The sequence below is a fragment of the Campylobacter sp. CCS1377 genome (assembly GCF_040008265.1).
Lineage (GTDB): Bacteria > Campylobacterota > Campylobacteria > Campylobacterales > Campylobacteraceae > Campylobacter_D.
Genome location: NZ_CP155620.1, coordinates 931,654 through 945,203, shown reverse-complemented (window position 1 = coordinate 945,203; position 13,550 = coordinate 931,654). Strand labels below are relative to the sequence as shown.

The 13,550-nt window shown below is 30.1% G+C and carries 11 protein-coding genes; 8 read left to right on the top strand and 3 right to left on the bottom strand.

Annotation, left to right across the window (positions count from 1 at the left end; all coding sequences use genetic code 11):
• The first annotated feature begins 1 nt into the window (after nucleotide 1).
• The 3 genes from argH (at nucleotide 2) to AAH949_RS04800 (ending at nucleotide 2,933) form a co-directional block, all read left to right on the top strand.
• On the top strand, nucleotides 2-1,390 hold the full coding sequence (gene argH / locus AAH949_RS04810; RefSeq protein WP_348518064.1) for an argininosuccinate lyase: 1,389 nt from the start codon (nucleotides 2-4) through the stop codon (nucleotides 1,388-1,390).
• A gap of 119 nt (nucleotides 1,391-1,509) precedes the next feature.
• Nucleotides 1,510-2,466, top strand: coding sequence for a magnesium/cobalt transporter CorA (corA, locus tag AAH949_RS04805; protein WP_134238685.1), 957 nt, complete (start codon nucleotides 1,510-1,512; stop codon nucleotides 2,464-2,466).
• A complete protein-coding gene (locus AAH949_RS04800; RefSeq protein WP_348518063.1) occupies nucleotides 2,466-2,933 on the top strand; it encodes a tRNA (cytidine(34)-2'-O)-methyltransferase in 468 nt (155 codons plus the stop codon). The genes corA and AAH949_RS04800 overlap by 1 nt, the downstream gene beginning before the upstream one ends.
• On the opposite strand, the gene AAH949_RS04795 is transcribed toward AAH949_RS04800, so the two are convergent.
• The 3 genes from AAH949_RS04795 to AAH949_RS04785 all read right to left on the bottom strand — a co-directional run bounded on the left by AAH949_RS04795 (nucleotide 2,930) and on the right by AAH949_RS04785 (nucleotide 4,838).
• Nucleotides 2,930-3,658, bottom strand: a complete 729-nt coding sequence (locus AAH949_RS04795; RefSeq protein WP_134238683.1) for an amino acid ABC transporter ATP-binding protein — start codon at nucleotides 3,656-3,658, stop codon at nucleotides 2,930-2,932. The genes AAH949_RS04800 and AAH949_RS04795 overlap by 4 nt on opposite strands.
• Entirely contained in the window at nucleotides 3,651-4,397 is a 747-nt protein-coding gene (locus AAH949_RS04790) for an amino acid ABC transporter permease (RefSeq protein ID WP_348518062.1), read from the bottom strand. The genes AAH949_RS04795 and AAH949_RS04790 overlap by 8 nt, the downstream gene beginning before the upstream one ends.
• A 75-nt stretch (nucleotides 4,398-4,472) precedes the next feature.
• Nucleotides 4,473-4,838: a histidine triad nucleotide-binding protein gene (locus AAH949_RS04785; protein WP_134238681.1), complete on the bottom strand. Its 366-nt coding sequence runs from the start codon at nucleotides 4,836-4,838 to the stop codon at nucleotides 4,473-4,475.
• A 118-nt stretch (nucleotides 4,839-4,956) separates the two neighbouring features.
• Here AAH949_RS04785 and pheS point away from each other — a divergent pair, with 118 nt between their 5' ends.
• From pheS to AAH949_RS04760, 5 genes are all read left to right on the top strand, one after another.
• Nucleotides 4,957-5,949, top strand: a complete 993-nt coding sequence (pheS, locus tag AAH949_RS04780; RefSeq protein WP_348518061.1) for a phenylalanine--tRNA ligase subunit alpha — start codon at nucleotides 4,957-4,959, stop codon at nucleotides 5,947-5,949.
• Nucleotides 5,946-8,270, top strand: coding sequence for a phenylalanine--tRNA ligase subunit beta (gene pheT / locus AAH949_RS04775; RefSeq protein ID WP_348518060.1), 2,325 nt, complete (start codon nucleotides 5,946-5,948; stop codon nucleotides 8,268-8,270). The genes pheS and pheT overlap by 4 nt, the downstream gene beginning before the upstream one ends.
• Nucleotides 8,267-9,547: a 3-phosphoshikimate 1-carboxyvinyltransferase gene (aroA, locus tag AAH949_RS04770; protein WP_348518059.1), complete on the top strand. Its 1,281-nt coding sequence runs from the start codon at nucleotides 8,267-8,269 to the stop codon at nucleotides 9,545-9,547. The genes pheT and aroA overlap by 4 nt, the downstream gene beginning before the upstream one ends.
• Nucleotides 9,537-10,367, top strand: coding sequence for a 4-hydroxy-3-methylbut-2-enyl diphosphate reductase (locus AAH949_RS04765; protein WP_134238677.1), 831 nt, complete (start codon nucleotides 9,537-9,539; stop codon nucleotides 10,365-10,367). Before aroA ends, AAH949_RS04765 begins: the two co-directional genes overlap by 11 nt.
• A 1,515-nt stretch (nucleotides 10,368-11,882) precedes the next feature.
• The gene (locus AAH949_RS04760; protein ID WP_134238676.1) at nucleotides 11,883-13,550 is read left to right on the top strand and encodes a 30S ribosomal protein S1; all 1,668 of its coding nucleotides are present in this window, start codon (nucleotides 11,883-11,885) and stop codon (nucleotides 13,548-13,550) included.

Sequence of the window (13,550 nt, the reverse complement as noted above, 5' to 3'; positions counted from 1 at the left end):
GATGAAAAATGAAATGTGGTCAGGCCGTTTTAGTGAAGCAAGTGACGAGCTCTTAAAAGAATTTAATGCAAGTTTAAATATAGATAAAGCTTTATTTGAAGAAGATATTAAAGGCTCCATTGCTCATGCTAGTATGCTTGAAAGCTGTGCAATTTTAACAAGCGATGAATTAAAAGCTATCATAAAAGGCTTAGAGCAAGTTAAAAGCGAGATAGAGCAGGGTAGATTTGTTTTTGATATTAAAGATGAAGATATCCATATGGCAGTGGAAAAACGCCTAAGCGAGATCATAGGAAGTGAGATAGGTGGAAGACTTCATACTGCAAGAAGCAGAAATGATCAGGTTGCGACGGATTTTAAACTTTTTGTGAAAAAATCCCATAGTGAGCTTATTTTGTTTTTAAAAGAACTCATCGCAACCATTATTTCTCATGCAAAAGAGCATAAAAATACTATTATGCCAAGCTTTACACATTTACAACATGCACAGCCAATCAGCTTTTCTTTTTATATTTTAGCTTATGCTTTTATGTTTATGCGTGATATAAAGCGTTTGCAAAATAGTTTAGAACTTGCTGATTTTTCTCCACTTGGATCGTGTGCATGTGCAGGGACTAGTTATGCGACAAATCGTGAATTTAGTGCTAAAATGCTTGACTTTAAAGATATTATGCCAAATGCTATGGATGGGGTGAGTGATAGAGATTTTGCTCTTGATTTGCTATATGATATAGCAGTGATTTTTACCCACACTTCAAGGCTTTGCGAGGAAATGATTTTATTTTCTAGTTCTGAATTTGGTTTTTTAACCATAAGTGACAGTTTTTCAACTGGAAGCTCCATTATGCCGCAGAAAAAAAATCCTGATGTTTGTGAGCTTATACGCGGAAAAACAGGACGAGTTTATGGAAATTTGATTTCGCTTTTAACCACAATGAAAGCCTTACCATTAGCATACAATAAAGATATGCAAGAAGATAAAGAAGGGCTTTTTGATAGTGTCAAAACCGCAAAAGATAGTTTGATTATCTTAAATGCCATGTTAAAAGAAATTCAAATTAATAAAAATAATATGTTAAATGCTTGTAAAAAAGGGCATTTATTAGCTACCGATTTAGCAGATTATTTGGTACGCGAGAAAAATATTCCTTTTAGAAGGGCGCATTTTATTGTAGGAAATGTAGTTGCCCAAGCTGAAAAGCAAGGTATTGATATAAGTGAAATTAAAGATTTGTCTAAAATCGATCCTATTTTTGATGAAAAAGCAATGAGACTTTTAAATTTTGAAAATTCCTTAAATTCAAAACAAAGCGAAGGTTCAAGTTCTGTAAAAAGCGTAGAAAAACAAATTCAAATTTTAGAAGATTTCTTGAAAAAAATTAGCCAATAAAACAAAATATTAGATTTTAATATTTTGTTTTATTTTTTAAATTTATTATTTTTATTTGCTTAAAATATTTTTCTTTTTGTTATAATTTTTGCTTGCTTATTTTCACTTAGGAGTTAAAAATGTTGTATATTTACACAAAAACCCCAAATGCACTTGTAAGAAGAGATGAATTTAACATCAAAGATGAATTACCAAAAAATATTTTATGGATGGATTTATTTAATCCAAGCTATGATGAAATTAAATTTATTGAATCAAAATTTAATCTTGAAATTCCTAATGAAGAAGAAAGAGAAGAAATAGAGCAAAGTGCGAAATATTGGGAAGATAATACAACAATTACCATCAATGCTCCTTTTTTAATTAAAGAGCAAGAATTTAAACTAAGCAAAGAAATTGTTACTTTTATGACAACGCAAAATATTTTATTTACAATACGCTTTAATGAATTTAGCACTTTTAGAGAGATCGAAAATCGCATTCTTGCAAGTCCTAAGAATTTTGAAGATGGTTATGATATAGTGGATAAAATTTTTGAAGTTCGCGTCGAAAAGGATGCGGATATTTTAGAATGGATAGATAAAGAAGCAAGGCGTTTAAGAAGTAACGTTTTAGAACAAAAAGATGTTCCAAGTTATGATGAAATGCTAAAAGGAATCTCAAGTCTCCAAGAGCTTAATATGAGAGTAAGGGATTCTTTGTTTGACAAGCGTCGCGCTATGACCTCGCTTTTGAAAAGCGATAAAATTGATATGGATATCAAAAGAAATTTAACCATAGTTTTAAAGGATTTAAATTCTTTGGTAGAATTTAATGTTTCGCAGCTTAATATTTTAGATAATATACAAACCATTTTGGCAAGTCAAATCAATATAGAACAAAATAAAATCATCAAACTCTTCACAGTTGCAACCGTAGCAATGATGCCTCCGACGCTTATAGGAACAATTTATGGAATGAATTTTGAATTTATGCCTGAATTAAAATGGGAATATGGTTATCCTATTGTAGTAATCATTATGCTTTTATCTATCATTGCACCTGTAATTTTCTTTAAGAAAAAAGGTTGGTTATAATGTTTAATATAGTTTTAGTTTGCCCAAGAATTCCGCAAAATACAGGCAGTATAGGCAGAATGTGTTATAACACTGGGTTTAAATTGCATATTATTAAGCCTTTAGTTTTTGACATTAATGAAAAAGCTTTAAAAAGAGCCGGACTTGATTATTGGCCAAAATTAGAACCCATTATTTGGGAAAATTTGGATGAATTTTTAGAACAAAATAAGCAACATTTGCAACGATTTTTCTTTGCAACTACAAAAAGTAAAAAGCCTTATTTTGATGCTTGTTTTCAAGAAGGAGATTTTTTATTTTTTGGAAGCGAAAGCTTTGGTTTACCACAAGATTTAATGCGGCTTAATTGGGATAATGCTATCACCATTCCTATGAAACAATGTGGCAGAAGTCTTAATCTTGCCACGAGCGTAGGGATTATTTCTTATGAGGCTTTAAGGCAAAATTATATGAATTTTAAGGCTTAATGATTTAAGACTTTATTTAAAAATTCTTTCAATCTTTCATTAGGTGGGTTATTGAAAGCAATTTGTGGAGTAGTATCAAGAGCGATTTCTCCTTTATCCATGAAAAATACTCTATTAGCAACATTTCTTGCAAAACCCATTTCATGCGTTACGACAAGCATGGTTAAACCTTCCATAGCCACTTCTTTCATGATATTTAACACCTCTCCTATCATCTCAGGATCAAGTGCTGAAGTAGGCTCATCAAATAAAATCACATCAGGACTCATCATCAAACTTCTAGCAATAGCAATACGTTGTTTTTGTCCGCCCGATAAATTATGAGGCATAACATCTTTTTTACTCTCAAGACCTACTTTTTGCAGTAATTTTAAAGCATTATTTTTCGCTTGCTGAGGAGTAAGAATTTTTGCCTTAATAGGAGCGAGGCATAAATTTTCAAGCACAGTTTTATTAGTAAAAAGATTAAAGTGCTGAAAGACCATACTCACCTTTTGTCTGATTTTGTTAATATCGGTTTTCTCATCCAGTATATTTTGATTTTTGATGAAAATTTCGCCACTGCTTGCAATTTCTAATTTATTAATACAGCGTAAAAAAGTGCTTTTGCCGCTTCCGCTCGGTCCAATAATGGCAATGATATCACCTTGATTGATATGAGTATTGATATTTTTTAAAACTTCTAAATTGCCATATTTTTTACTTAAATTTTTAATTTCAATCATTACTGCTAAGCCTTTTTTCAAGAATTTTAACGCCAAAGCTAAAAATTTTTACACTAATATAATAAACAAGGCCCGTAAAAATCACAGCTTTTGGACTATAATAAATTGCTTGCAAACTCTTGCTTTGCATTGTAATATCAATCACGCTAATAAAACCCACAACAGAAGTTTCTTTAAAAAGCGAGATAAATTCATTAGCTAAAGCAGGAAGTATGTTTTTAATGGCTTGTGGAAAAATGATTTCTTTCATTGAAGTAAAATAATCAAGCCCCATAGCCCTAGCAGCCTCCATTTGTCCTTTATCAACGCTATTAATCCCACTTCTTACAATTTCTGCAATATAGGCAGAGCTATTTAAACCAAGGGCGATAATGGCTACATAAAAATTATCTTTCCAAGTTACAAAAATTACAAAAGCAAAAATCAGCAACTGTAAAAGAACTGGAGTTCCTCTGATAATATCAATGTATTCATCGATGATAAAATTTAGAACTTTTATATGTAAAAATCTTAAAAAAGCTAATAAAAAGCCAATGACTATACCCAAAATGATACTGCCAAAAGTCAAACCAAGAGTGACAAAATAACTATTTACATAAGCTTTTGCATTGTCGGTATAAGCGTAAGTTATATTTGCATTTGCGTCTTTAATTTGTAAAATTTCTACAGGAAACGAAAAGTATCCCCATAGAAAAATAATCATAAAAAATACAAAAATTCTCATCTTACTTTCATTCAAATTTTTCAACCTTAATTTAAAATCAAAAGTTTAATTGTATAGTATTAATCTTGATTTTACTTTAAAAATTTGATGTTAAAACAAGTCACTAGTGTTGCTTTGCTCGTCTTTTGATTTTGGAAGTTCAAAGCCACCCAACATATGAAAATGCAAGTGAAAAACCTCTTGTCCACTGTTTTTACCGCAGTTTGTAATAAGTCTATAGCCACTTTTGTCTAAACCCAAAAGTGTGGCAAGTTCTTGAATGAAACTTGTCATTTTTGACATAAGTTCGGGTTTAAATTCTTGAAAATCTTTAAAATGTTCTTTGGGGATAATTAAAATATGAATTGGCGCCTTAGGATTTATGTCGTGAAATGCTAAAAAGTCATTATTTTCTAAGACTTTATTGCACGGAAGTTTTCCTTCAATGATAAGTTCAAAAACTGTTTTTTCTCTCATTTGTTATCCTTTTTTAAATATATTCATAAAATTATACCTTAAAGTGCTGATTTTATGCTAAGTTTAAATTATTTTAGATTAGAATAATCGTTTAAAATTTTATTTTTAAGGTAAGAACTTGCAACAGCTCATTAATCAAATTCATTTATGTAAAAATTTATCAGATTTAGAAAATTTAAAAATAAGTATATTGGGAAAAAAGGGAAGCTTGACGAGCGAATTCTCCAAATTAAAAGATTTAAAAGATGAAGAAAAAAAGGAATTTGCGGCAAAACTCAACGAGCAAAAAGAGCAGCTAACTCACGCTTTTAATCTAAAATTTAAAGAATTAAATGAAAAATTCTTAGATGAAAAAATGAAACAAGATGCGATGAATTTTTATTATTTTGATGAAAATTCTAAAGCAGGAGCTTTGCATCCTGTGATGAGTACTATGGATAAAATTATAGATTATTTTGTATCTTTAAATTTTAGCATTGAAAAAGGACCTTTAATTGAAGATGATTTTCATAATTTTGAAGCTTTAAATTTGCCAAAATCACATCCTGCAAGAGATATGCAAGACACTTTTTATTTCGAAGATAAAAGACTTTTAAGGACTCATACATCGCCAGTGCAAATTCGCACAATGTTGACTCAAAAACCGCCTATTCGTATGATTACTCCAGGTGCGGTTTTTAGAAGGGATTTTGATCTTACTCATACCCCTATGTTTCATCAGGTTGAAGGGCTTGTAGTGGAAGAGGGGCAAAAAGTAAGTTTTGCAAATTTAAAAAGCATTTTAGAAGATTTTTTGCGTTATATGTTTGGCAATGTCAAAGTGCGTTTTCGTCCAAGTTTTTTTCCTTTTACGGAGCCTTCTGCTGAAGTGGATATTTCTTGTGTATTTTGCAAGGGCTGCGGATGTAGGGTTTGTAAGCAAACAGGTTGGCTTGAAGTACTAGGATGTGGTATAGTAGATCCTAATGTTTATAAATTTGTAGGTTATAGTAATGTAAGTGGATATGCTTTTGGTCTTGGGGTAGAAAGATTTGCAATGCTTTTGCATCAAATTCCCGATTTGCGTTCTTTATTTGAAGGAGATTTAAGATTATTGGAGCAATTTAGATGATAATTACAAAAAATTGGTTAAAAGATTGGCTAGATATCGGTGATAAAACTTTAGAAGACTTAGTTAAAACTCTAAATTCTATAGGTTTAGAAGTTGATAAAGCTTATAGAATTAAAGCCCCTGATAATATTGTTTTGGGTTATGTAAAAGAAAAAATAAAACATGAAAACTCTGATAAGTTAAGTATTTGTCAAGTGGATGTTGGGGATAAAATTTTACAAATTGTTTGCGGTGCCGCCAATGTCGATGCTGGACAATTCGTTGCCGTTGCGCTTGAGGGCGCTATCATGCCAAATGGTATGGAGATTAAGGCAACTAAACTTAGAGGCGCTGAATCTTTTGGTATGCTTTGTTCTAGCACAGAACTTGGTTTTCCAAAAATCAATGATGGTATTATGATTTTAGATGATAGTATTGGAAAATTGGAGCTTGGTAAAGCTTTAAATTCTTATGAATTGTTTAATGATTGTTTTATCGAAGTGGAATTAACACCAAATCGCGGAGATTGCTTAAGTGTTTATGGAGTAGCTAGGGATTTGGCTGTAGCTTATGGGTTAAATTTAAAAGATCAAAATACCTTTAAAGAGCCTGAAAATACTTTAGGTATAGGTAGAATTTTGCGTTTGCAAAGTAATCAAAATCTTAATAGTTTTTTTAATTATAGAGCTATAGAACTTAAGAATAAGGTTGCATTAAATTTATCTATAAAATTAAGATTAGCTTATATTGATACATTGAAAGATAATAGCATAGAAAATTTATTAAATTATGCTACGCATTCTACAGGAGTGCTTTTCACTGCTTATGATTTTGATAAATTAAAAAGTGCGAATAATGATGTTTTAATCAATATACAAAAGCAAGAAAATGGCGAAAGTGCTGTTTTTTGTCAAAATAAATTGTTATCAGTTGGTGGGATTTACCAAGAAGATGAATTTAGAATCAACGATCATACTAAAATTGTCATTATAGAAGCAAATTATACTCATCCTGAAATTATCGCTGAAGCAAAAGAAAATTATAAAAAAATTAATAATGAAATGTTTTATAAAAGCTTTAGGGGTAGTGAGCCAAAATTAAATATCGGAACGGATTTTTTGTTTAAACAAATGAGCGCAATTTCTAACATTACTCTTTATAGTGGTTCTCAGCAAATTGCAGAACACAAAGAATCAAAAGTCATCAATTTTACCAGCGAAGATATCAATCAAATGATAGGTAAGAACATAGAAAAAAATCTTATTTTAAAGATTCTTAAACACATAGGTTTTGATATCACGCTTGTTACAGAAGAATTGATTAATGCTAAAGTCCCTTTGCATAGACCTGATATTAAAAATATTTCAGATCTTTGCGAGGAAGTTGTTCGCATTATAGGTATTGACAATATAGAATCCAAAGCCTTGGAATTTTTTGAGAAAAACCGCATAAATCAAACCTATAATAATTATAAATTTCTAAAAGATCTTAGAGTTAGAGCTGTAAATAATGGGTATTTTGAAAGTTTGCATTATGTTTTGGATTTTAAAGAAGAATTGCATAATTTAGGCTTTAAAACTACAAATTTAAAACTTGTTAATCCCATTACTTCAGAGCTTGATACTTTAAGAAGCACTTTGATTAATCATTTATTAAATGCAGCAAGTTTTAATATAAAAAATTCTAAAAAAATTGTTAAGCTTTTTGAAAATGGTATGGTTTTTGATGAGCAAAATAATGAATTACATAAAATTGCATTTTTAAGCTGTGGCTACAAGGATGAAGCTAAAATTGCCAATAAAGCTAAGCCTGAATTAGTTAATTTTTATGATTTTCTACTTGAGCTTAAAAATATCATAGGGGACTTTAATTTAGCAAATTCAAGTTATGTTTTTTTAAGTCCTTACGAGCAAGCTGATATCATAAAAGAAGGTATTAAAATCGGCTATGTGGGTAGGGTTCATTTGAAAATAGAAAACGAAAGAGATCTGTTTAAAACCTATGTTTGTGAGCTTCATTTAGATCTTTTAAAACCTGAATTTAAGACAGCTAAAATTTATTCGAAATTTCCAGCGATTAATAGAGATTTAAGTTTGCTTATACCTAAAGATTATCCTTATGAAAAAATTAAAACCTGCATTAATACTTTAAATATAAAGATTTTAGAAGGTTTTAGGATAGTGGATTTATATCACGATGAGAATTTAAAAGAGCAATTTAGCTTGACTGTAAATTTTACTTTTAAAGATAGTGAAAAAACTCTGGAAGATAACGAAGTTGCCGTTTGTATGGAGCAAATTATCAATACCTTGGATAAAGAACTAGGATTAAAGCTAAGATGAAAATTTATCCTTTAGCTCATTTTAATCAAGAATTTACACAAATTGCAGCTGATAAAAGCATTTCTCATCGTTTTGCGATTTTTTCTCTTTTAACACAAGGAGAAAATAGGGCGCAAAATTATCTTTTAGCCCAAGATACGCTAAATACTTTAAAAATAGTCCAAAATTTAGGCGCTAAAGTAGAAAGAAAAGACTCTAGTGTTAGCATTAAAGCACCTAGTGAAATTCTTTCGCCAAATTGCATTTTAGATTGTGGAAATTCAGGCACTGCTATGCGTTTGATGATGGGATTTTTAGCAGGAATTTCAGGCTTTTTTGTATTAAGTGGAGATAGGTATTTAAATAATCGCCCAATGAAACGACTCAGCGAGCCTTTAAGAGAAATTGGAGCAAAAATTTATGGCAGAATGGATGCAAATTTGGCGCCACTTTGCATAGAAGGACAAAATTTAAAAGCTTTTAAATACGAAAGTAAAATTTCTTCAGCCCAAGTAAAAACCGCTATGATTTTAGCAGGTTTTAGTGCAGATGGAGTGAGTAAATTTAGCGAAGTTTCACTCAGTAGAGATCATAGTGAAAATATGCTAAAAGCGATGGATGCTCCTTTAAAAATTTCTCAAGATAAGTTAAGTATGGAAATTCTTCCTTTAAAAGAACCTTTAAAACCCTTGGATATCACGATACCAAATGATCCTTCTTCGGCTTTTTATTTTGTTTTAGCTGCTTTGATTTTGCCAAATTCTAAAATTACCCTTAAAAATGTTTTACTCAATCCTACACGCATTGAAGCTTATAAAGTTTTACAAAAAATGGGCGCTAAGCTCGAGTTTAAATTTTATGAGAATAGCTTTGAAAGCGTGGGAGAAATTTATGCACAAAGTAGTTCTTTGCAAGCCGTTGAAGTGAGTGAGAATATCGCTTGGTTAATTGATGAAGCACCAGCTCTTGCAATAGCTTTTGCCTGTGCTAAAGGAGAAAGTATTTTAAGAAATGCCAAAGAATTGCGTGTTAAAGAAAGCGATAGAATTCATGCTATGGTTGAGAATTTACAAAAATGCGGCATTGAGGCAGAAGAGCTAGATGATGGTTTTAAAATCACAGGCGCTAAGGCAAAAAGTGCTAAAATCAAAAGCTATGGAGATCACCGCATTGCTATGAGTTTTGCGATTTTAGGTTTGCTTTATGGAATGGAAATTGATGAAACAGAGTGTATTAAAACTTCTTTTCCAAATTTTGAAAAATTGCTTTTAGAATTGGGGGCAAAAATTGATTATTGAGTTAGCGAAAAATTATGGTTTTTGTTTTGGTGTTAAAAGGGCAATTAAAAAAGCAGAGCAAATTAAAGATGCAGCAACTATAGGACCGCTCATTCATAATAATGAAGAAATTTCGCGTTTGCAAAAAGATTTTAATGTTAAAACTTTGGAAAATATAAGAGCTTTAAGCAACGAAAAAAAGGCGATTATCCGTACTCATGGGATCACAAAACAAGATTTGGAAGAATTGAAAAAAAAGGATATTGAAATTTTTGATGCCACTTGTCCTTTTGTAACGAAGCCTCAACAAATTTGCGAGAAAATGAGCAATGAAGGCTATGAAGTGGTGATTTTTGGTGATGAAAATCATCCAGAAGTCAAAGGCGTGAAAAGCTATGTAAGCACAAAAGCTTATGTGGTTTTAGATAAAAAAGAGCTTGAAAATATCAAATTTCCTAGCAAGATTGCCGTTGTAAGCCAGACAACTAAAAAGATCGAGCATTTTATGGAGATAGTGAATTTTTTAATGCTTAGAGTAAAGGAAGTAAGGGTTTTTAATACGATTTGTGATGCGACTTTTAAAAATCAAGATGCCATTAAAGAACTTTCTTTAAGAAGCGATGTGGTAGTGGTTGTGGGTGGTAAAAATTCTGCCAATACCAAGCAACTTTTTTTAATCGCTAAGGCAAATTGCGAGGATAGTTATTTGATAGAAAATGAGAGTGAAATCCAAAAAGAATGGTTTTTGGGTAAAAAATATTGTGGTATTAGTGCGGGTGCTAGTACTCCTGATTGGATTATACAAAGAGTGATTGGTAAAATAGAAAGTTTTAAAATTTAGTTTAAATTTATGGGGGGGGGTATAATAAAAATTTTTAATATTTTTGAAAGGTTTTACAAATGAATAAAAATGTAGTTTTACTAGGCGGAAGTAATTCTGTAATGGTAAATGGCTTACAAAAAAGGCCTAAGAGAAGGTATAGACAAATATAATGAAAATGCTCCGCGGAGGAGGGGGTATTAGAATTTTATAATTTTGCTTTAAAGTTTATATGAAATTATTAGGCATAAAGAAATTTTTTAAAATGCTGAATTTATCATAACCGAAAATAATATCAATAAACAATATTATTTTCATCCCTATCAAAAACTTCCGTATTTTTTAATATATCGTAATTTAATGTGGCTTCATAAGGAGCTTTGTTTTTTAAATAAAAAAGTATTAATTTTGGTTTTACCTTATCCTTGTGATAACTACAAAGTTATTGATAATATCTATACGCAAATTTTGTTCTTATTTTGGTTTCAATATAAAAATATTATAATGAAAATTCTTTGGTGGAATTTAGAAAAAGAACTGATGCTCATTATTAGCAAACTAGAATTATGTGTGAATTTGGCAAGAATATCATTAAAAATATTGACAGTTTTAAAAAACGAAAATAACTTAATACAAAAAAACGATAATTCTAAATTTAAATTTGCACTCCAAAAGATATGGAACTAATCAATGGAAATTTGCGAGAAATTCCTATAAAAATTCAATATTTGATGAAAAAACTTACAGACTTGATAAAAATGTTAAGCTTAAATTTCTAAATAGTTTGAAAAATATTTTTTAATAGGTGTTCATAATTAGAACAATAAAGAATATCATATACCTAGTTTTTATTCTAGTGTATTGATTAAAAATGAAAAGACAAATATTTCAAAAGAATTTAGACACACAAATTTATTAGAAGCGCAATAGATGCTCAAACTCAAGCTATGTTAAATTTTAACAATGTAAATTTTGGCGAATTTTATATTGAAGTTCAAACTTGGAATACAAATCGGAAACGATTAGATTTTTGCAACCTTATTTCTTCTTTGCTTCTCCTAATGAAAATTATCATAATCAAACAATAGATTTTGAAGTCTTAGCTAATAAAATATAGAAATTTTAAAAGTTTATGATTTTAACCATCACGATAAATTTAATCAGTGCTAATTCTGCCAAAGCGAGAATTTACTCTCATCTTTCATACAAATGGCTATTGCTATAGTTATAAAAATTTAAAACTAACTAAAGATAAACTTCCACCTTCAGAAAGCTATCCTGACTATAAAGAAGCTTTAAAATAAAAGGAATGTTTTACTTGTAAGCTTGACGAAGCATTTATTAAAGCTAACAAAAACTAGCATAAAGTGGATATTTGAAATTTTATTTTGTGGATGTAAGAAAGCTTAAAAGGGAGTTTGGGAAATGAATAAATGAGCAAAAATGATGAAATATGCTAAAAATTTATAAATATTAACACTAATTAAAGAAAAAATGATATATAATCAAGCTTTATTTTATTTTTAAAGGACCGCGATGACTGAGGTGAACAAAAAAGTTCAAAAAAATATGGAAGAATTTCCTGAAGATGAGGATTTTGAACAGCTTTTAGAGGCTTTTGATAAATCCAGAGAAGAAGCTGCAACTGAAGGTGTGATCGTTGAGATCAGAGATGATGAAGTTTATATTGATATAGGCAAAAAATCAGAAGGTATTTTGGCATTAAATGAAATTACTGATGAAGATACTAATTTATTATTTAAGGTTGGAGATACTATCAAAGTAGCAGTGATCGGTTCTCGTGGAGGCAGATCTTTACTTTCTTATAAAAAAGCGTTAAGAAAACAAAAAGTTCAGGAATTTATTGAAAATTATGTTGAAAACGATGAAGCTTTTGATGTGAAAATTATAGGAAAAAATAAAGGCGGATTTATAGCTATAGATGATGAAGGTGTTGAATTTTTTATGCCAAGATCTCAGTATGGATTTAAAGATGCAAATAATCTTATCGGTAAAACTTTCAAAGTAAAAATTGTAAAAATTGATAAAGATGAGCAAAGTATCGTTATTTCGAGAAAGAAAATTCTCAATGATGATAGAAAAAAACGTAAAGAGCTTATTAGTGGTATTGTAGAAAATGATGCAATTTTAGAGGGTGTTGTTAAGAAAATCACAACCTATGGAATGTTTGTTGATGTGGGTGGAATTGACGGGCTTGTTCATTATAGTGAAATTTCTTATAAAGGACCTGTAAATCCTAATGCACTTTATAAAGAGGGTGATAAAGTTCCTGTTAAAGTTATAAAATACGATAAAGATAAAAAGCATCTTTCTTTGTCTGTTAAAGCAGCTATTCCTGATCCTTGGAATGAGATCAAAGATAGCTTAGAAATCGGTGATACTATCAAGGTTGTAGTGTCTAATATTGAGCCTTATGGAGCTTTTGTAGATTTGGGTAATGATATTGAAGGATTTTTGCATGTCAGCGAAATTTCTTGGGATAAAAACATAAAGAATCCTAAAAATCACATCACAAAAGGTCAAGAAATTGATGTTGAAGTGATTGAGATTAATATCCCAGAAAGAAGATTGAGAGTATCTTTGAAAAATTTACTTTCAAAGCCTTTTGATGAATTTTTACAACAATATCAAATTGGCGATGTGGTAGATGGCGTGATAACTTCTATTACTAATTTTGGTGCTTTTGTTAAAATTGGAAATATTGAAGGTTTATTACACAATGAAGATTCCTCATGGGATAGAAATATAAAATGCAAAGATTTATTTAAGGTTAATGATAAAATAAAAGTAAAAATCATCAAAATAGATCAAGAAAACCAAAAAGTATCTCTTAGTGTTAAAGAGCTTACACAAAGTCCAGTTCAAGTTTATGCTTTGAAACACAATGTTGGCGATATAGTAAAGGGTAAAATAAGAGATATTAAGGATTTTGGTATTTTTGTAGAACTTGAAAATGGCGTTGATGCTTTGATTCATAAAGAAGATATTAGTAGTGCTGATTTTGAAAATTTGCAAATTGATTCCGAGATTGAAGCGGTAATAGTTTTTGTTGATGAAAAAAGAAATAGAATTCGTTTAAGCGTAAAAAATCTTCACAGAATGAAAGAACGAGAAGTTTTAAACGAAATCAACAATAATGATAAAGTAACATTAGGTGATATTATAAAAGATCAACTTTCTTAA